This is a genomic window from Stenotrophomonas sp. SY1 (genome assembly GCF_021202945.1).
Classification (GTDB): Bacteria; Pseudomonadota; Gammaproteobacteria; order Xanthomonadales; family Xanthomonadaceae; genus Stenotrophomonas.
Window position 1 is genome coordinate 175,319 of sequence record NZ_JAJOYR010000001.1, and the last position, 19,707, is coordinate 195,025.

Consider the following 19,707-nt stretch of genomic DNA (forward strand, 5'->3'; position numbering starts at 1 on the left):
CGGTCTGGGTCCGGCATCGCCTTCCCGGCAGCTAGTCAGCTCAGCCGCAACGGGCGTGCGTCATGCGGATCTGTACCTGTGCCGGCGCGCAGCGCATCGGGCCGATGCGGACGCTGTCGGCAAGGCTGCAACTGGCACCGACGTAGTTGTCGCGTCCGAAGCGGGTGCCCGTGCCTTCGCGGGTGCCCGGGCAGCGGGCTTCAAAACGGACATCGCATCCGCTTCTGGAAGGCGTGGCGCTGCGCAGATAGAGCACTGCCTTGCCGCCACCTGCGCAGGACATCGCGCCGCCATGGAAGCTCTCGCGCAGATTCTGTTCGGCCTTGTGCTGCATGTGTTGCTGCGCCGTCGATCCGCTGCTGGATGGGGTGCGTTGCCGTGACGCGGGAAGCGTGGTTGAAGACTTGGGCGGCTTCTGTTGTTCGGCGCGATCCGGCTGTTTCGTCAGCCCATCCTTGTGCGAGCGCAATGGCGCGTCCTGCACCTGCGATGGCGCCGTCGCGGTGAGCGTCAGCAACGCGGTCAACAGATAGGGCGCGCGCCTGAGGGCCATGTTCAGGGGGCCGAGTCCGCAGCGGTTCCAACGTGCGTGCGCGGCCTTCCGCCCGACTCGTCGCCAGCGGTGATGGCCGTCATTGCGGTCGTGCAGTCCCTACGCACCGTTGCCCCCGTGGTTTCCATGGCACACGTCCCTTCGCGCGGAAGGGAAGGGCCAGTTGATCCCATCCGGAAAAGCAGGAACACTCCCAGCCAGGGCTTGACAGGGGGTTGTCATGCGTGCGCACGAGTTGCCGTTGAACAGGCCGTCGATGCCGCTTGCCGTGGCTGGGGCAGTTGCGGGTACGGCCGTGTGTGAATGGGCCTGGCCCAATGCCTGAGCGTCCCGCCCTCGGCGATCTGCTGGAGTCCCTGTATGCCTCGGTGCTGGATATCTCCGCACTGGAAACCTTCAATCGGCGCTTGGCCGAAGCCACCGACAGCCACATCACCGGTGTACTGATCCACGATGTCGCCGGCGGCCGTGGCCAGGTCAGCCACATCCACGGCGTGGACAACGAGCGGCTGGCGGGGCTGCTGGCTGAAGTGGACCTGCGTGATGATCCGTGGATGCAACGCGTCACCCCGCAACTGGCCATTGGCCGGGTGCTCGACAGCGACGACTTTGTTCCGCGCGCCGAGGCACTGCGCAGCGGCTTCTTCAACAACTACTACCGCAAGCTGGACATCGTGCAGCAGGTGGCGTCGGTAGGGATGTATGACGGCAGCAATTCCGTGACCCTGTCCTTGTGCCACGGCGACGTCAGGCGCAGGTACGGCGAAGCCGAGTTGGGCCTGCTGCGCGCGCTGACCCCGCACTGGATCAATGCCTACGCGATGCTGCGGCGGCTGGGCGGGCTGGAACATCGTGTGGCAACGCTGGAACAGGCGCTGGACCACTCCCCGCTGGCGATGTTCCTGCTGAAGCCGGACCTGTCCATCTGCCGCACCAATGCCGCTGCCGAGCGGCTGCTCGGCGCGGGCATGCTGCGACGTGAGGCTGCGGTGCTGACCGTGAACGGCCGCGCCCGCGCCGGCCTGCATGCACTGCTGCAACGCGCGCTGCGTGGCACCAGCCAGCTGACCGGTGGTGAAGTGGAGAAGCTGGTCCTGCGCGATGCCGACGAACGGCCCTGCCTGGTGGTGACCGCGCACCGATTGGTGCAGTGGTCACCGCAGGAGCAGGGTGCCCTGCTCGTGTTTGCCCGCGAAGTGAGACAGGCCTCGGTTGCGCTGGAACCGGCGTTGCGCCGTCTGTTCGGATTGACCGAAGCCGAATCGCGCCTGGCGCTGGCATTGTTCCGGCATGCCGATGTTGGTGCCGCCGCGCGCGAGTGCGGGGTCACCTCGGGGACCGCGTTGAGCCGGCTCAAGACCATCTATGACAAGACCGGCGAGCACGGTCAGGCAAGCCTGGTGCGCCTGGTTGCGGCAGTCGCGGCGACGGCCGAAGGCTGATTGTTGCCTGTACCGGATTGAGTGCCCCTGCCTGGCAGCGCCATCGCTCCGAGGCCGGGAAGACACGTGCGTGACGGCTGGCTCAGGCCGGCTCGTCGGGGATCAACATGCATTCCAGCTTGATGATGCAGTCCTTGAGCTGGAGCTTGCGCCGTTTCAACCGCTTGGCATCCAGCTCGTCGTCCGGATTGGCGGCAAGGCGCGCGATGCGTTCGTCCAGCTCGCGGTGCTCGGTCCGCAGCTGGGCGATACGTTCACTGATCTCGGCGGGTGTCAGGGTCTCCACAGGCGATGAGCATACCCGGTTGCCGTGACCGGCGAGAGGGGGCATCCCCGAGCCGGTAGAATGCGGGCAATGAGTGCTGTCCTTCCCCTGCCTGATCCGGTGTCGCGCGTGACCGACCCGCGCGTGACCGAACGCGAGCACCATGCGCTCGGCAGGCGGTTGCGGCGCCAGGTGGGCGAAGCCATCGCCGACTTCGGGATGATCGAAGCCGGCGACAAGGTGATGGTCTGCCTGTCCGGCGGCAAGGACAGCTACACGCTGCTGGACATCCTGCTGCAGCTCCAGAAGAAGGCGCCGGTACCCTTCGAGCTGGTGGCGGTGAACCTGGACCAGAAGCAGCCCGGTTTCCCGGAGCATGTGTTGCCTGGGTACCTGGCTTCGCTCGGCGTGCCATTCCAGATCATCGAGCAGGACACCTATTCAGTCGTCAGCCGGGTGATCCCGGAGGGCAAGACGATGTGCTCGCTGTGTTCGCGGCTGCGACGTGGCGCGCTGTACAACCACGCCGCGCGGCACGGCTTCACCAAGATCGCGCTGGGCCATCACCGTGACGACATCGTCGCGACGTTCCTGATGAACCTGTTCCACCACGCCCAGATATCCGGAATGCCGCCCAAGCTGCTCAGCGACGATGGCAAGCACGTGGTGATCCGCCCGCTGGCGTATGTGCGTGAAAGCGACATCATCGCGTACGCCGCCGCGCGCCAGTTCCCGATCATTCCCTGCAACCTGTGCGGCAGCCAGGAAAACCTGCAGCGCCGGCAGGTCGGCGCGATGATGCAGCAATGGGACCGGGAGCATCCCGGCCGCGTCGAACAGATCGCACGTGCGCAAAGCGCCATCCGTCCTTCGCAGATGGCCGATCCGGCGTTGTTTGATTTCATGGGGCTGGGCCGCCAGGGCCCCGCGTCACTGGCCGATGCATCGCCAGGGAGCGGATGGCCGGAAACAGGGAGCGGGGAATCGTGATTCCCGTTGTCCTGACCGGTTTCTGATCGTTCCGCCCGCGCCCCGCTTTCATTTTCTGTTTCTCCCTTTCATTTCCCCTCATTCCCATTCTTCTCCGGCACCCAATTCATGTTTTTCAAGAACCTCACGCTGTTCCGTTTTCCCACCTCCATTGATTTTTCCGAAGTCGATACGCTGCTGCCGAACGTGGTGCTCAAGCCGGTTGGCGCACTGGAAATGACCTCGCGCGGTTTCATCTCGCCGTTCGGTCGTGAAGAGAAGCAGCAGTTCTCGCACCGCATCGGTGACGCGCTGTGGCTGACCGTCGGCGGCGAAGACAAGATCCTGCCCAGCGTGGTGGTCAACGACCTGCTGGCGCGCAAGCTCGAAGAGATCGAGGAAAAGGAAGGCCGCAAGCCCGGTGGCCGCGAGCGCAAGCGCATGAAGGACGACCTGCTGCATGAACTGCTGCCGCGCGCCTTCGTCAAAAGCTCGCGTACCGATGCCTTCCTGGACCTGCAGCACGGCTACGTCGCCGTGGACAGCTCCAGCCGCAAGACCGGCGAGAACGTGATGAGCGACATCCGCGGCATGCTCGGCAGCTTCCCGGCGATGCCGCTGAATGCGGAGGTCGCGCCGCGTTCGATCCTGACCGCATGGATTGCCGGCGAGCCGCTGCCCGAAGGCCTGAGCCTGGGCGAAGAGTGCGAGATGAAGGACCCGGCCGAGGGCGGCGCGGTGGTCAAGTGCCAGCACCAGGAACTGCGCTGCGACGAGATCGACAAGCACCTGGACGCCGGCAAGCAGGTCACCAAGCTGGCGCTGATCTTCGAGGACAACCTGTCCTTCGTGCTTGGCGACGACCTGATCGTGCGCAAGCTCAAGTTCCTGGACGGTGCGCTGGACCAGCTGGAGCACATCGACGAGGAAGGCCGTCGCGCCGAACTGGACGCACGCTTTGCCCTGCAGAGCGGTGAGATCCGTCGTTTGTTCCTGCTGCTGGAACAGGCGTTCAAGCTCAGCAAGGCCGATAGCTGAACCGGTAATCGGCCGGTCCCTTCCTGTCATCGGGCAGGGACTATGCTGTGCACATGGTCCGCTTGTTCCGTCGTCTGCTCACACCCACCGCGCCGGTGATCCAGCGCGACACGGTGCGCCTGCGTCTGGACGATGCCGAGATCGATGTGCTGCGCGTGCGCGACCCGCGTGCGCGCAGGCTCAAGCTCAGCGTTGATGAGCGTGGCGCGCGGCTGACCTTGCCGCTGCGCGCGAGCCTGGTTTCCGGCGAACGTTTCCTGCAGGCCAATCGCCAGTGGCTGCAACAGCAGCTGGCGCGCTTCGGTGGCGACGGCCTGCTGGCACCGCCGTTGCGGCTGCGTGAGGCGGGCATGTTGCCGCTGCGTGGCGAACTGCTGCCGGTGCGCTGGCAGGAAGGCCGTTTCACCCGCGTTGAAACCGACGCCGAAGGCATCTGCATCCAGCTGCCTTCGCGTGCCGGCGAGCCGGCCCTGCGCCGCGCGCTGCGTGAGTTCTACGAAGCGCAGACCCGTGCCGATGTCGGCCATTGGTTGCCGAAGTACCTGCCGGGCCTGCCGCGTGCGCCGGCACGGCTGCGGCTGAAGGTGATGTCCTCGCAATGGGGCTCACTGGCGCCGGATGGTTCGATGGCGCTGGACCTGGCGCTGGTGCTGGGTCGCCCGTCGGCCTTCGAATACGTGCTGGTGCACGAGTTGTGTCATCTGATGCAGGCCAACCACTCGCCCGCGTTCTGGGCCGAGGTGGAAGCGCGCTTTCCGCACTGGGAGCAGGAGCGCGACTACCTGCGCGTGGAAGGGCGCAGGTTGAAGGGCACGTTGCATCAGTTGTTGCAGGTGCGCGACGCGGCGTGATCGCCGGGTTGTGGTCGCCAATTGTTCTGGCTCTCGCCAGCCCTCCCCTGCCCACGGCCAGGCAAGCAGACAGGAGCGGCATTGCTGCCAACCGACAGGGCGCGTGGGCTACTTCCGCCTCCACGCCAAAGGCGCGGGGAGGCCGGAAAGACAACCTACCACGCAGTTCAGAACATCAGCCAACCCGTCGCACTGGCGCCTGCACGTCCGCCTCGCAACCGTCCGAATAACGGAACACGGAAACCGCTCCGGAAAGTGCATCGGCCTGCTGTTCCATCGCGCGCGCTGCCGCGCTGGCTTCTTCCACCAGCGCGGCATTCTGCTGGGTGGTTTCATCCATCTGCATGACGGTGTGATTGACCTGCTCGATACCGGAGGACTGCTCCTGTGAAGCCCCGGCAATGCGCGTCATCAGTTCGGTGACTTCCTGCACGGCGGCGACAATCTCGCCCATCGTGCTGCCGGCGCGTGCGACCAGCGCGGCGCCGTCATCGACCTTGCCCATCGAGTCGTCGATCAGCTGCTTGATCTCGCGCGCGGCCGTGGCCGAGCGCTGTGCCAGCGCACGCACTTCCGTGGCCACCACGGCGAAACCGCGGCCCTGTTCGCCGGCACGTGCCGCTTCCACCGCCGCGTTCAACGCCAGGATGTTGGTCTGGAACGCGATGCCGTCGATCACCGAAATGATCTCGGCGATGCGGTGCGAAGACTGTTCGATGGCCTGCATGGTGGTCACCACCTGTCCAACCACCTCGCCGCCGCGCGCGGCCACGTTGGCGGCGCCATTGGCCAGGGTATTGGCGTGACGTGCCGACTCTGCGTTCTGGCGCACGGTGGCGGTCAGCTCCTCCATCGAAGCGGCGGTTTCTTCCAGGTTGGCAGCCTGCTGCTCGGTGCGGCGCGACAGGTCGTCGTTGCCGCTTGCGATCTCACGCGCGGCGGTGGTGATCGACAGAGAGCACTGGGTGATCTGCCCGATGATCGCGGTCAGTCGTTCGGCGGTGAGGTTGGCATCGCGCTTCATCGCCTCGAAGTCGCCGGCATGATTGCCGGTGATGCGATGGTCCAGGTCGCCTTCGGCCAGTGCGGCGAGCATCGCCCGGATCTCGCCGGTGGCACCGGCCACCGTATCCAGCAACTGGTTGATGCCGGTGGTCAAGGTCTGGATGAAGCCGGCCTTGGCGACCGGTTGCAGGCGCTGGCTCAGGTCGCCGGCCGTGGCGGCGGCGACGATGCCGGCCACGCTGTTCTCCAGCGCCAGTTCCTCGGTGCGGTCGTGCCACTCCACCGCAAAGCCGCCGCGGCTGCCGTCGGCATTGAACACCGGCGTCACCACCTGGCTGAAATGCACATCGCCGATCTGGATGCGGCCGATGTGCTGCTGCTGCAACTGGTCAAGCATGCCCCGGATGCGCGAGGGGTTGGCATGGAAGCGGTGGATGCTGCTGCCGATCAGCGTGTCCACGTCGAAATCGGGGAAGGCCTTGCGCAGCGTGGCCTGCTGGTTGCGCAGCAGGGCCACGACCGAGTGGTTCACGTAGCGGATGATGTGCTGGTTGTCGGCGATCATCATGCCGGTGCGCGAGGCGTCCAGCGATGCGCGGATCTGGCTGTTTTCCTCGTGCGCTGCCTGATCGCGCTGCTGGCGTTCGTGCAGTTGCGCCTGCATGCGCATCACGCTTTCGGCCAGCGTGCCCGGCGCGATATCGTCCGTCACCGCGAGCGGCTGGCCGCTGCCGATGGCATCGACCATCGCACGCAGCCGGGCCGGTGCCGCGCCGAGGCTGCGCATCCGAGCCCGGTCGCGCAGTGCCAGCCACATCGGCGCGCCCAGCGACAGCACGCCCACCGCCATCACCGGCAACCAGTGCCCCGTCCATGACGCCAGCGCCAGCCAGGCCGCACCCAGCGGCAGGCCGAGCAGCAACAGCGGGTGAAACAGAATGCGGGCAGGTGACTGGCGGCGGGGAGGGGTTGGTCGGGTGGCGGGAAGCGGGCGGGGGGACATGCGAACTCCGGTTCAACAGCAACAACAGGACAAGAAAACAGCTGCGGGTTGGATACGGGCAGCGAGCACAACGGCAAGCGGGCGTGCTGGCAGTGGCCAACGCCCGGATGGAGTGGAAACGGGAAGGGGAAACGCCCGCGCTGCGCCTTCACGGCGATGGCGCGTGGCGAGTGTTGCCGCGTGGCAGGAGGGCCTGGCCCCGGAAACCATGGGCCAGAACAAAGCGGGAGCAGACATACGACGGCGGGATGCACAGGGCCGGAATGGCCTGCGTCACAACAGCTCCATGACGATCATCACCGTGTTATCGGCCGGTGGCGGCACTACTGAACGTTGCAGTGGACGTTGTGATGTGGCGGGAGCTGAAATCCTGCCTGTGCGCGTGGAGTGATTGCTTCTGTAGGAGCGGCGTGAGCCGCGAAGCCGGCAATGCATCCGCGACGAGGCATCTGCAATTGCAATTTGTTCGGCACCCACACATCTCTGGCTTCGCGGCTGAAGCCGCTCCTACAACGACCGGTTTGCACCACGCCGCTGTTGCGAACCTCGATTTCCGGGTGCAGTTGCAGGCGCGTCCTGCCCGGATGCTTTGCCGGCTTCGCGGCTCACGCCGCTCCTGCAGGGCGGCCGGCATGCGCGATGCCGTTGTTGCCAAGTGCCGCTATCCAGTCGCCAGGCCGCAGGCTACGTGCCCGGCAGCGTGGCGATGAAGTCGACGATGATGCTGGCCACTGCCTGCGGATCGTCCATGTGCACATGATGGTGGCCGGCCAGCGTGTGCAGACGGCCGTCGGGCAGCAGCGCCGCACGCTGGCTGCGTTCGGGTTCGGGGAAGTACGGCTGCGCCGGGGTGGCGTAGATCACCTGCACCGGGCATTGGATGGTGCTGACCACGTCGCAGACCTGGTCTTCGGTCATGCGTACCGCGGTGGGCAGCATCAGTCGTGGATCACTGCGCCAGGTCCAGCCGCCTTCGACCGGTTGCACACCGCGCTCCACCAGCAGGCGCGCCGAGCTTTCACTGAGCTGGTTGACCATCATCCGCGCGCGTACCGGCGCGGCCAGGTCGGGAAACACGCGCAGCTGTTTGGCATCGAGCTTCATCGCCGCGTCGACGTGGGCGCGCAGCCGTTGCACGGTTTCGTTGGCCGGTGCAGCCAGGCCACCCAGCGCTTCGATCGACACCAACGCCTGCACCCGCTCCCCGGCAACGGCCGCAACCAGGCTGGCGATGGCCGCGCCCATCGAGTGGCCCAGCAACACGAAACGCTCCCAGCCCAGTGCGTCGGCGATGGCCAGCGTCTGCACGATGGCCTGTGGCGTGGTGTACGGCGTGGTCAGCGGCAGGTGGTCGCTGAAGCCGTGGCCGGGCAGGTCGACCATGGCGATGTCGAGCATCGGCAGCTGTTCGGCCAGCGGCAGGAAGCTGGCGGCATTGTCCAGCCAGCCGTGCAGGGCCAGTACCTTCAACCCGCTCGGTGTGCCTGCGCGCAGGCCGGCGACGCGTTGCTCGCCCAGCTGCAGTTCGAATGCGGTGGCGTTCATGTCGTCTGTGCCGTTGCCAGTGCCGCCAATGCACGGGCATGCGCCGGCGCATCGTTCAGGCAGGGGATGTAGCGCATGTGCGCGCCGCGTGCGGTCAGGCTGGCGGAGAAGCCCATCGCGACTTCCTCCAGCGTTTCCAGGCAGTCAGTGGCAAAGCCGGGGCAGACCACGTCGATGCTCTTGATGCCGCTCTCGGCCATCGCCCAGAGCGTCGGTTCGGCATAGGGTTCCAGCCAGCGTTCGCGACCAAAGCGTGACTGGTAGGCCAGCGTCCATTGGTCATCGGACAGGCCCAGCGCCGCAGCGATGGCCTGGGCACTGGCTTGGCAGCGCAGCGGGTAGGGGTCACCGGCATCGGCCAGCCGCTGCGGAATGCCGTGGAAGGAGAACATCAATTTTTCGCCACGCCCGTGCTGTTGCCAATGCGAGGCGATGGACGCCGCCACGGCGGCAACCCACTGCGGGTCTTCGGCGTAGTCACGGATCAGCTCCACCTTCACCTGCGGGTTGCGTGCCTGCCATTGCTGCACGCAATCCTCGACCGAAGCGGTGGTGGTGGTGGAGTACTGCGGATACAACGGCAGTATCACGATGCGGCGCATGCCTTCGGCGGCCAGTGCATCCAGCGCCGGTTGCAGGGCCGGGCGGCCGTAGCGCATGGCATCGCGCACGCGCCACTGCGGCATTTCGTGCTGGATGTTCCTGGTCAGGCGATGGGTATGGACGGCCAGCGGCGAGCCTTCAGGCATCCATATCTGTGCGTATTTTTCCGCCGAGCGGCCGGCGCGCAGCGGCAGGATCAGCCCATGCAGCAAAGGCTTCCACAGCAAAGGGGGAATGGACACCACGCGCCGATCGCCGAGGAACTCGGCCAGGTAGCGACGTACCGCCGGGGCGGTGGGTGTCTCGGGCGTGCCTAGGTTGACCGCGAGCAACGCGGTGGTGGGTGCGTCGGACATGACGCGCATTTTCGCAGGTAACGCCGCTGAGGAGGAAATGTGCAGGCATCCGGGCTGCCCTGCCTTTCACTTCTCACGGATGATCACTGGCTCCGGGCCCTGCCACTCACCACCGATTCATAGCGGCAGCCCTAATTTCAGGCACTTGCGTTATCTTCCCGTGTATCGACCTACGGAGTTCACCATGCGCCGCCTGCCGTGCCTTGTCCTGTTGCTGTCCGCGAGCCTGTTGTCCGCCACTGCGCTTGCCGGCCCCAAGGAAGACCAGCGCGCCCGCAATGCGGTGCGGGTACTGGCTGAAATCCAGGATATTCCCGAGCAGGCCATTCCCGACAAGCTGCTCGATGAAGGCCGCGCGGTCGTGGTCATTCCCGACACGATCAAGGCTGGCCTGGTGCTGGGCGGACGTCGTGGCCATGGCCTGATGTCGGTCAAGACGGCCGATGGCAGCTGGTCCAACCCGGTGTTCATCAAGCTCACCGGCGGCAGCATCGGCTTCCAGGCCGGCGTGCAGTCCTCGGACGTGATCCTGGTGTTCCGCAATGACCGCAGCCTGGACAACATCGTGAACGGCAAGTTCACCCTCGGCGCCGATGCCGGTGTGGCTGCCGGCCCGGTCGGCCGCAACGCCGCTGCCGCCACTGACGGCCAGCTCAAGGCTGAGATCTGGTCGTGGTCGCGCGCGCGCGGCCTGTTTGCCGGCGTGGCGCTGGATGGCGCGGTGCTGCAGATTGATGATGCCGCCAACCTCGATGCCTACGGCCAGGGCACCACGCCGCGCATGATCATCGAAAGCCGCCTGACTGCTGCACCTTCCAGTGATGTGGTGGCATTCCGTGACCGCCTGGAAGAATCCACCTACGCAGCGCGCCAGAAGCGCGGCACGCAGGGCGCCGCCGCGCCGGTTGTGGCCTCGGCCAATCGCGCTGCACCGGTCAGCGTTCAGGCTCCGGTCGCCGAAGGCGCCGATACCGCCACCACCGCGCCCATTCAGTCGGCGCCGGCGCAGGCTGCGCCGCAGCAGGGTTTCCAGCCGGTGAGCGAAGGCGAAATCCGCACCGAATCGCTCGATGGCGGCAACTGACCTTTGGCATAGCGATCGGGTAATGCCCGGTGCGCTATGCTCACCCACCTTCCACAAATAACGCGAGCGGATCATGGGCAGTTTCAGCATCTGGCACTGGTTGGTCGTGCTGGTCATCGTCCTGCTGGTGTTTGGCACCAAGCGCTTGACCAGCGGCGCCAAGGACCTTGGCAGCGCGGTCAAGGAATTCAAGAAGGGCATGCGCGACCAGGACAAGCCGGCAGCTCAGCTGGGCGATGAATCGGCCAAGGCCGAGAACAGCCAGGAAAAGCAGTCCGAGCACGACAATCAAGCACGCTGATCCGGAGTACCGGGCGTGTTCGATATTGGTTTCAGTGAGCTGCTGCTGATTGCGGTAGTGGCATTGGTGGTGCTGGGTCCGGAGCGTCTGCCCAAGGCGGCGCGCTTTGCCGGCCTGTGGGTGCGGCGTGCCCGTGGCCAATGGGATTCGGTCAAGCAGGAGCTGGAACGCGAACTGCACGCCGAGGAAATCAAGCGCAATCTGCAGGATGTGCGCCAGTCGATGCAGCAGGCCGGAACCGAGCTGCGCGACCAGGCCCGCAGCGTGCAGGGCGAGGCGGATGCCTTCAAGCAGGAAGTCGAGCGTCCGGCTGACGCCGCCGCACCGGTGGCTGAAACGGTGATCGAGCCGCGGCCGATCGCCTTGGCCGAGCCGGCGCCGGAACAACTCAATCGCGCCATCGCGCTGGACGAAGTCCCCGCGCCGGCCCCCGCCGATGCCGAACCGGCCAACAGCGCCGAAGCCACGCCGGAGCGGCCGCAATGAGCGATTCCAGTTTCAATGAAAGCCCGTTGATCGAGCACCTGATCGAGCTGCGCGCGCGCCTGGTGCGCGGCCTGCTCGGGCTGGGCGTGGTGCTGCTGGCGCTGCTGCCGTTCTCACGCACGCTGTATCACCACCTGGCCACGCCGCTGGTGTCGCAGCTGCCTGCCGGGCAGACGATGATCGCCACCAACCCGGCCGGTGCGTTCTTCGCACCGTTGAAGCTGACCTTCTTCGCCGCCGTGTTCGTGGCTGTGCCCTGGCTGCTGTACCAGGCCTGGGCATTCGTGAAGCCGGGCCTGTATGCGCGCGAGAAACGCCTGGCTGTGCCCTTGCTGGGCTCGGCGGTGGCGCTGTTCTACATCGGCTGTGCGTTCGCGTACTTCCTGGTGCTGCCGGCGGTGTTCCATTTCCTGACCACGTTCCGCCCGGACGTGATCGCCATTACCCCGGACGCCACCGCCTACCTGGATTTCGTGCTGGCCATTTTCTTCGCCTTCGGTTTCAGCTTCGAGCTGCCGGTGGCGATGGTGATCCTGGTGCTGCTGGGTTGGGTCAGCCCGCAGCAGCTGCGTGATGGGCGTGGCTACGCGGTGGTGGGCATCTTCGTGCTCGCCGCGATCCTGACGCCGCCGGACGTGGTGTCGCAGCTGATGCTGGCCATTCCCATGTGCATCCTCTACGAGCTGGGCATCCATGCCTCACGTTGGTTGCTGCCGCGTGACCAGGACAAGACAGCCGCTTCCTGAATAGACCTGTCAGCACCTGACGGGGTTCTGCGTTACCTTCTGGCCCAAATCTGGCTGCGCGTTGATCGGGCAGGCGTAGGCGCGGCAAGGGGGATTGCATGACGAATAAGAACGGCGGTTGGATCGGCAACGTTTCGTTGCTTGGCAAGATGTTGGCAGCCTTTGCGTTGGTGTTCCTGTGTTTTCTGGCTGAAGGCGTGGTCAGTTACCGGACCTCGGCGCAGGACGAGGCCACACGCAGGCACGAGGGCCGGCAGATCGAAGTGATCCGTCAGGTGGGAGCGGCCATGCAGGCGGTGCGCCTGCAGCAGATCACGCTGCGCAACCAGCTGTTGGGCGAAGGCGAGAATCAGCTGGAGGTGTTGGAGCAGCAGCGCATGCTGCGTGACAAGGCGCTGGTGGCGGCCATCGCCGCAGGCGACCCGGCGCAGGTTGAACGGCTGCAACACGTACAGGCGCAGGCCAGTGTCTGGGACAGTGAATTGGCCAATGTGCTGCGTCCGGTGGCCGGTGAAGCGCTGGCAATGACGCCGCTGCAACGTCTGCATGCGGTCAGCAACCGTGGCCAGGGCAACGCGCTGGCCGCAGCGCTGGACGGTATCTACGAGTCGGAATTGACCATGCTGCTGGACGAACGCAGCCGCATGAGTGCGTGGATCGATCGTGCACACCGGATATCGCTGGCGCTGCTTGCAGTCGGCTTCCTGATCATCATCGGTGCGTTGTGGATGATGTCGCGGCTGGTGGTGCAGCCGATCAACCGCCTCACCGAGAAGATGACGCGGCTATCCAACGATGACCTGGATGTGGAGATCGATGGGCTGGGCCGTGGTGACGAGATAGGTGCCATTTCCCGTGCGCTGGAAGTGTTCCGGCGCAACTCGATGGCCTCGCGCGATGAACACTGGGTCAAGCTAAGCGTCGGCGAAGTGACGGCGGCCATGCAGGCGATCCAGGAGCCGGAGGCATATGGGCAGGCGCTGGTCTCGCAGCTTGCAGCGCGCATCGGTGCTCCCATCGGCGTGTTCTTCGCCTGGGACGAGGACCAGCAGGACCTGCGTCTGCAGGGCAGCTATGGATTCCAGCGACGCAAGCACCTGGGGCTGCGTTACGGGCTGGGTGATGGACTGATCGGCCAGGCGGCGCTGGAGCGACAGCGCATCAGCGTGGAGCAGGTGCCGGACGAATTCTTCGGCGTGCATTCGGCGCTGGGTGAAGCGCCGCCGCGTCAGTTGCTGGCAATACCGCTGCTGCTCAACGGACAGCTGCTGGGCGTGCTGGAGTTCGGCACCTTCGGCCAGTTCAGTGCCACCCAGGAAGCTTTCCTGGACAACATGCTGCCGCGTGCGGCGCTGGGCCTGGACAGCATCCGTCGCATCCAGCAGACCCGGTTGCTGCTGGAGCAGACCCGCGCCCAAGCCGAGGAGCTGCAGCGTTCGCAGGCGGCCCTGCAGGCGCAGGAGGAAGAGCTGCGCAGTACCAACGAGGAGCTGCAGGGCAAGACGGTCGAACTGGAAGAACACGCCCAGCGCCTGTCCGCCTCGGAAGAGGAGCTGCGCGTGCAGGCCGAGGAGCTGCAGGCCTCCAACGAGGAGCTGCGGCAGAAGACCGAAGTGCTCAACGAGCAGAAGGACGTGCTGCAGGTGCTGCAGCGCGAAACCGAATTCAAGGCGCAGGAACTGGCGCGTGCCAGCCAGTACAAGACCGACTTCCTGGCCAACATGTCGCACGAACTGCGCACGCCACTCAACAGCCTGCTGATCCTGTCCAAGGAGCTGGCCGAGAACGAGAGCGGCCACCTGGACGTCGAGGAAGTGGAGGCGGCGGCGGTCATCCATGATTCGGGTTCCAACCTGCTGCGCCTGATCAACGACATCCTCGACCTGTCCAAGATCGAAGCCGGCAAGATGGATGTGCATCGCGAGGAGGTGCGCATCGAGGCGATCACCCGCGAGGTGATCCGCCATTTCCGCCATATGGCGATGGAGAGCCGGTTGGAGTTCGCCATCGATGTCGATCCGTCGGTGCCCGATGCGTTGATCACCGACCGCTCCAAGTTGCTGCAGGTGCTCAACAACCTGCTCGGCAATGCATTCAAGTTCACCCGCGAAGGCAAAGTGACGCTGCACCTGGCCGTGGCCGACAGCGCGATGCGGACCCGCATCGGTGCGGCCGCCGACACGCAGCACCTGGTGCTGGCGGTGCGTGACACCGGCATCGGCATTCCCGAAGAGCGGCTGGATTCGATCTTCGAGGCATTCGAGCAGGTCGATTCGAGCACCAGCCGGCATTACGGTGGCAGCGGCCTGGGCCTGGCCATCGCCCGTCGCCTGGCGCAGTTGCTGGGTGGGGAACTGGTGGTGGACAGCGAGCACGGCAAGGGCAGCAGTTTCGCGCTGGTGTTGCCGCTGCTGTCGACATTGACCGCCCCCGCGCCGTTGCCAGTGGCGGTCGAACGGCGCCCGGAAGGGCCGCGGGTACGCACCAGCAGCGCACCGTTGATCGACTGGATTGCCGATGACCGCCATGCCATCGCCGCCGGTGAAACGGTCATCCTCACCATCGAGGACGACCCCGCATTCGCGCGCATCCTGGTGGACCTGATCCGCCGCAAGGGCCACCGCGCGCTGGCTGCGGCCGATGGCGAAAGCGGCCTGGAACTGGCGCGCCGCTATCGCCCCACCGGCATCCTGCTGGATGTGATGCTGCCGGGCATGGATGGCTGGTCGGTGCTGCAGCACCTCAAGCACGAGCCGGTGACGGCTGCCATACCGGTGCATTTCATTTCAGCCGTGGACGAGGCGGCCAAGGGCGTTGCGCTGGGTGCGGTGGGTTACCTGACCAAGCCGGTGGACCGCAAGGCATTGATCGCCGCCTTCGATCACCTGCTGGAAGTGGCCGGCAAGATCGTGCGCAAGCTGCTGCTGGTCGATGACGATGATGATTCGCGGTTGGCGCTGACCCACCTGCTGCAGGCCGACAACGTGGAGATCGACCAGGTTGCCTCCGGCGAGCAGGCACTGGAGCGCATCGCCACCCACAGTTACGACTGCATCGTGCTGGATCTCAATCTGGGCGGCATCTCCGGCGTGGAGTTCCTGGAAAAGGCCGCCACGCTGGTGGCGGTGCCGCCGGTGGTGATCTATTCCGGCCAGGAGCTCAGCCGCGAGGACAGCCTCAAGCTGCGCCAGTACACCGACAGCATCGTGATCAAGGGCCAGCGCTCGCCCGAGCGGCTGCTCGATGAGGTGAGCCTGTTCCTGCACAGCATCGGTTCGCGCGGTGCCGGCGCCACACCATCGGACGACCAGAACCTCGCCGGCCGCCAGGTGCTGCTGGTCGATGACGACATGCGCAACCTGTTTGCCCTGTCCAAGTCGCTGCGCGCGCGCGGAATGAACGTGAGCATGGCCCAGGACGGCTACAAGGCCCTGCAGCAGTTGCAGGAAAACGAGGGCATCGAGCTGGTGTTGATGGACATCATGATGCCGGGCATGGATGGCTACGAAACCACCCGCGAGATCCGCAAGCGTGCGCAGTGGGCCAACCTGCCGATCATCGCCGTCACCGCCAAGGCCATGCACGGTGATCGTGACAAATGCCTGGATGCCGGCACCAATGATTACCTGACCAAGCCGGTGGACCTGGACAAACTGCTGTCGATGATGCGCGTATGGCTGCAGAAGTAGGCACATCCAACATGCCGGCCGGTCGCGATGAGATCGACGACATCGAAGTCGACGCCTTCGTCCAGGCCATGTCGCGGCGCCACGGTTACGATTTCAGCGGTTATGCGCCGGCGTCGCTGAAGCGACGCGTGCAGTCGCTGGTACCGGCGCTGTCGGTGCAGCACGTCGGCGAGCTGACCGCGCGCGTGCTGCGTGACGATGCAATGGTGGCGCAGGTGGTGTCGCGGCTGTCGGTGCCGGTGTCGGAAATGTTCCGCAACCCGGCAGTGTTCCGGAAGCTGCGCGACGAAGTGTTTCCGCTGCTGGCTTCGTACCCGCAGATAAACATCTGGCAGGCCGGCTGCGCGCATGGACAGGAGGTCTATTCACTGGCGATCCTGCTCAAGGAAGCCGGCCTGTATGACCGCTGCCAGATCTACGCCACCGACTTCAGTGACGAGGCACTGGCACGCGCACAGGAAGGCATCTTTCCAATCCGCGACGCGCGCTTGTACTCGGAGAACTACCTGGCCGCTGGTGGCCGGCACACGCTTTCGGACTACTACCACGCACGCTACGACTTCATGAAGCTCGATGCACGGCTGCGCGAGCGGGTGACCTTCGCCAACCACAACCTTGTCTGCGACGGGGTGTTCTGCGAAGCGCAGCTGATCCTGTGTCGCAACGTGCTGATCTACTTTTCCGATGCGTTGCAGGACCGCGTACTGGGCCTGTTCCGCAACAGCCTGGTACGTGGCGGCGTGCTGTGCCTGGGCAACCGCGAGTCGATCCGCTTCGCACCCAGCGCCCGCGATTTCGTGCCGCTGGATGCGGAGCTGCGGTTGTATCGCAATGCCGGGGCAATGCCTTGAGCAGCGGTCCGAAATCCAGGCCGCAGGTGCTGGTGGTGGGGTGCTCGGCAGGTGGCTTGTCGGCACTGCACCAGTTGCTGGGCGGGCTGCATGCGCCGTTGCCGGTGCCGATGGTGGTGGTCTGCCACAGCGGCTCGGAAGACATGCGCACCTTCTGCGAACTGCTGCAGAGCCGCAGCGGGCTGCCGGTACAGGAGGCCGAGGAACGGCAACTGCCGGCGCCGGGCGTGGTCTACGTGGCACCGGCCGGCTATCACCTGCTGATCGAGCGTGACGGCCGCTTTGCCTTGAGCGTGGATCCACGCGTGGCGTTTTCGCGGCCGTCCATTGATGTGTTGTTTGAATCGGCGGCAGAAGTGTGGCGCGATCGCGTGCTCGCATTGCTGCTGACCGGCGCCAACGCCGACGGTGCCGAAGGCAGCCTGCGGGTCCGCCAATGTGGCGGCACTCTGATCGTGCAGGACCCGGACACCGCGCAGGTGCCGATGATGCCGGCCGCTGCGCGCGAACGGGCCGGTGCCGACCACTGCCTGCCTCTTTCCGAAATTTCCCCCTTGCTGGAAACCCTATGCTCGTGACCAAGCCCGTTACCGCGCCGCGACCGAAAATCCTGGCGGTGGACGACAACCCGGCCAACCTGCTGGTGATCCGCCGCGTTCTGGCCAAGCTGGATGTGGATGTGGTCGAAGCCAGCTGCGGCAACGATGCACTGAAGGCCACACTGGATGATGAGTTCGCGCTGGTGCTGCTGGACGTCTACATGCCGGACATCAACGGCTTTGAAGTGGCCGAGATCCTGTCGCAGGAAGAGAGCACCCGGCAGACGCCGATCATCTTCGTCACTGCCACCTACGCCGACGATGTGCACCGGCTCAAGGGCTACGGCTTCGGTGCGGTGGACTACATGGCCAAGCCGCTGGAAGCGACCATCCTGTTGTCCAAGGTGCAGGTGTTTCTGGAGTTGTACCGGCACCGGGTAGCGTTGCGTGATGCGCTGAGCGAACTGTCCGAGCGCAACCGCCAGCTGGAGATCGAAGTGGAGCAGCGCAAGCAGATGGAGCAGGAGATGCGCCATCTGGCCATGCACGACATGCTCACCGGCCTGCCCAACCGCGCGCTGTTCATGGACCGGCTGCAAAGCGCGCACCATCGTGCGTCACGCCACGGCGGCATGTTCGCGCTGGTGTACGTGGACGTGGATCGTTTCAAGGATGTCAACGACACCTGGGGGCACGGTGCCGGCGATGCGCTGCTGGTGGAACTGGCTGCGCGGCTGTGCAGCACCCTGCGCGAGAACGACACCGTGGCGCGTCTGGGGGGCGATGAGTTCGCGCTGGTGCTGGAGGAGTTGGAAGACATCCAGGACGCACACCGCCTGCTCGAGCGGGTGCGTGCGGCGCTGCTGACGCCGATGAGCTACCAGCGCGACGGCCAGGAAGTGATGCTGTCCATTGGCGCCAGCATCGGCCTGGCGGCCTATCCGGTCGATGGCGCCGAGGTGGATGCGTTGCTGCATGCAGCCGACCAGGCGATGTACCTGATCAAGCGCAAGGGTTAGGGCGCGCAGCACAGCACGAGGAACGTGGCAGCGGCAACAGCGGCGAAGGTGATCACCGCGTTGCTTGACCCGTCACTCCCGCCTGCGCGGGAATGACGGGCGGGAAAGCATGGCAGCCATTGCGCGGCTCCAGCCTGCCCCAGTTTCCGGCGGCATCAGGCCTCGAACACGTGGCCCTTGTTCAGCGGCGGCGGCGTGCCGTTGCCGTTATTGGCCGCAGCCGGCGCCAGCATCTGCTTCCACGCCGCGTAGACCGAGCCGGCGAACACCGGCATCAGCACCGCCATCAACAGCAGCTGCGCGATGGCCATGGCCGCGGCCTGGCCGGCGACCAGGCCGATGATCAGCGCCACGATCATCACCGCGAAGTAGATCGCGAAGATCGCGATGAAGGCCAGCACGAAGAACACCAGCATCGCCGGCAGGTTGTGGGCGCTGGCACGCAGGCTCTGACGCAGTGCCTGCACGCCGGTGGCGTTGTCGAACATCACCTGCGGCGGCATCACGAACAGCGCCAAGGTCAGCGCGGCGAAGGTGCCCAGCATCAGCAACAGCCACAACAGGATGCGACCGGCCGGCAGCGTGCCGACCAGTGCCTCGATCTGCGACGGCTCCGGCTGCACGCCGGACTGGCTGATTTCGTTGAGCTTGAGCGTCACTTCCGAAAGCTTCTGCAGGCCATCGGTGCCGACCAGCACGAACAGCAGCGCGCCCAGCACCAGCGCCGCCAGGAACTGCGGCAGCAGCGCCATCAGCAGGTGCGGCGCGCGGCCTTCCTGGACGCCGTGCAGCAGGTGTGCCGGACGTGCATGACGGCCCTGGTCGACCTCGCGGATGGCCCACAGCAGGCCGCCCATGAACAGCGGCCCGGCCAGGATCAGCAGGAATTGCAGCACCAGGCCGATAAACGCCGGGGCCAGCAGCGCCAGCGACAACACCAGCGAGGTGCCCACGCCCCACAGCACGCCAAGCGAACCCAACGCCAGCGGCGCGCGCTTGAGCAGACCAAAGCCGGTCAACAGCCATTCCGCACCGGCAGAGGCCGGTACCTTGCGAATCTCGCTCATTGCAGTTCCGAAACAGGGGGGGACGCCGGGCAGGCCGACGTGCGCGGATTATCGCCTGAAACCCCGGTTCCGGTTATGAGGAACAAGTCATGGCTGGTGGGATGGAGTAGTGCGTCGGGTCAGCCTGGAGGCAGAGAGCACCCCTCCCCAACCCTCCCCTTGGCTGCGCCAAAGGGAGGGGGTAGAAGCGACGGCGCTGCCATCCGATCGACCTGCACGAACCGCCCCTCCCTTTGGCGCAGCCAAGGGGAGGGTTGGGGAGGGGTAGCTTCTGAACGGCGAAAGATCGCGAGAA

The 19,707-nt window shown here is 65.7% G+C and carries 18 protein-coding genes; 12 read left to right on the forward strand and 6 right to left on the reverse strand.

Features of this window, described 5'->3' with window-relative positions; all coding sequences use genetic code 11:
• Positions 1-40: 40 nt before the first annotated feature.
• Positions 41-553 carry a hypothetical protein gene (locus tag LR961_RS00665; RefSeq protein ID WP_232146506.1) on the reverse strand — a complete coding sequence of 171 codons (513 nt, stop codon included), beginning with the start codon at positions 551-553 and terminating at the stop codon, positions 41-43.
• A 317-nt stretch (positions 554-870) separates the two neighbouring features.
• Between LR961_RS00665 and LR961_RS00670 the strand changes: the two genes are divergently transcribed.
• Entirely contained in the window at positions 871-1,995 is a 1,125-nt protein-coding gene (locus tag LR961_RS00670) for a PAS domain-containing protein (RefSeq protein ID WP_232146507.1), read from the forward strand.
• Positions 1,996-2,077: 82 nt separating this feature from the next.
• Here LR961_RS00670 and LR961_RS00675 read toward each other — a convergent pair whose 3' ends face one another.
• Positions 2,078-2,281 carry a YdcH family protein gene (locus LR961_RS00675; RefSeq protein WP_232149129.1) on the reverse strand — a complete coding sequence of 68 codons (204 nt, stop codon included), beginning with the start codon at positions 2,279-2,281 and terminating at the stop codon, positions 2,078-2,080.
• A gap of 69 nt (positions 2,282-2,350) precedes the next feature.
• Here LR961_RS00675 and ttcA point away from each other — a divergent pair, with 69 nt between their 5' ends.
• From ttcA to LR961_RS00690, 3 genes are all read left to right on the forward strand, one after another.
• On the forward strand, positions 2,351-3,250 hold the full coding sequence (gene ttcA, locus LR961_RS00680; protein WP_232146508.1) for a tRNA 2-thiocytidine(32) synthetase TtcA: 900 nt from the start codon (positions 2,351-2,353) through the stop codon (positions 3,248-3,250).
• Positions 3,251-3,358: 108 nt separating this feature from the next.
• On the forward strand, positions 3,359-4,267 hold the full coding sequence (locus LR961_RS00685) for a recombination-associated protein RdgC (RefSeq protein ID WP_232146509.1): 909 nt from the start codon (positions 3,359-3,361) through the stop codon (positions 4,265-4,267).
• A 53-nt stretch (positions 4,268-4,320) separates the two neighbouring features.
• A complete protein-coding gene (locus LR961_RS00690) occupies positions 4,321-5,118 on the forward strand; it encodes a SprT family zinc-dependent metalloprotease (protein ID WP_232146510.1) in 798 nt (265 codons plus the stop codon).
• A gap of 175 nt (positions 5,119-5,293) precedes the next feature.
• On the opposite strand, the gene LR961_RS00695 is transcribed toward LR961_RS00690, so the two are convergent.
• From LR961_RS00695 to hemH, 3 genes are all read right to left on the reverse strand, one after another.
• Positions 5,294-7,126: a methyl-accepting chemotaxis protein gene (locus LR961_RS00695; protein WP_269670522.1), complete on the reverse strand. Its 1,833-nt coding sequence runs from the start codon at positions 7,124-7,126 to the stop codon at positions 5,294-5,296.
• Between the two features lie 684 nt (positions 7,127-7,810).
• Complete coding sequence (locus tag LR961_RS00700; protein WP_232146511.1) at positions 7,811-8,671, reverse strand: alpha/beta hydrolase; 861 nt, start codon at positions 8,669-8,671, stop codon at positions 7,811-7,813.
• The gene (gene hemH / locus LR961_RS00705; protein WP_232146512.1) at positions 8,668-9,630 is read right to left on the reverse strand and encodes a ferrochelatase; all 963 of its coding nucleotides are present in this window, start codon (positions 9,628-9,630) and stop codon (positions 8,668-8,670) included. The genes LR961_RS00700 and hemH overlap by 4 nt, the downstream gene beginning before the upstream one ends.
• Positions 9,631-9,814: 184 nt before the next feature.
• Between hemH and LR961_RS00710 the strand changes: the two genes are divergently transcribed.
• From LR961_RS00710 to LR961_RS00745, 8 genes are all read left to right on the forward strand, one after another.
• Entirely contained in the window at positions 9,815-10,714 is a 900-nt protein-coding gene (locus LR961_RS00710) for a lipid-binding SYLF domain-containing protein (RefSeq protein ID WP_232146513.1), read from the forward strand.
• A 73-nt stretch (positions 10,715-10,787) separates the two neighbouring features.
• Positions 10,788-11,015: a Sec-independent protein translocase subunit TatA gene (gene tatA, locus LR961_RS00715; protein WP_232146514.1), complete on the forward strand. Its 228-nt coding sequence runs from the start codon at positions 10,788-10,790 to the stop codon at positions 11,013-11,015.
• A 15-nt stretch (positions 11,016-11,030) separates the two neighbouring features.
• The gene (tatB, locus tag LR961_RS00720; RefSeq protein WP_232146515.1) at positions 11,031-11,501 is read left to right on the forward strand and encodes a Sec-independent protein translocase protein TatB; all 471 of its coding nucleotides are present in this window, start codon (positions 11,031-11,033) and stop codon (positions 11,499-11,501) included.
• Positions 11,498-12,247, forward strand: a complete 750-nt coding sequence (gene tatC / locus LR961_RS00725) for a twin-arginine translocase subunit TatC (RefSeq protein ID WP_232146516.1) — start codon at positions 11,498-11,500, stop codon at positions 12,245-12,247. The genes tatB and tatC overlap by 4 nt, the downstream gene beginning before the upstream one ends.
• A 98-nt stretch (positions 12,248-12,345) precedes the next feature.
• Complete coding sequence (locus tag LR961_RS00730) at positions 12,346-15,936, forward strand: response regulator (protein WP_232146517.1); 3,591 nt, start codon at positions 12,346-12,348, stop codon at positions 15,934-15,936.
• Positions 15,921-16,787 carry a CheR family methyltransferase gene (locus tag LR961_RS00735; protein WP_232146518.1) on the forward strand — a complete coding sequence of 289 codons (867 nt, stop codon included), beginning with the start codon at positions 15,921-15,923 and terminating at the stop codon, positions 16,785-16,787. The genes LR961_RS00730 and LR961_RS00735 overlap by 16 nt, the downstream gene beginning before the upstream one ends.
• Positions 16,784-17,365, forward strand: coding sequence for a chemotaxis protein CheB (locus LR961_RS00740; RefSeq protein WP_232146519.1), 582 nt, complete (start codon positions 16,784-16,786; stop codon positions 17,363-17,365). Before LR961_RS00735 ends, LR961_RS00740 begins: the two co-directional genes overlap by 4 nt.
• On the forward strand, positions 17,362-18,345 hold the full coding sequence (locus tag LR961_RS00745; protein WP_232146520.1) for a diguanylate cyclase: 984 nt from the start codon (positions 17,362-17,364) through the stop codon (positions 18,343-18,345). Before LR961_RS00740 ends, LR961_RS00745 begins: the two co-directional genes overlap by 4 nt.
• Before the next feature lie 155 nt (positions 18,346-18,500).
• On the opposite strand, the gene LR961_RS00750 is transcribed toward LR961_RS00745, so the two are convergent.
• A complete protein-coding gene (locus tag LR961_RS00750; protein WP_332311001.1) occupies positions 18,501-19,412 on the reverse strand; it encodes a BPSS1780 family membrane protein in 912 nt (303 codons plus the stop codon).
• Between the last annotated feature and the right edge of the window lie 295 nt (positions 19,413-19,707).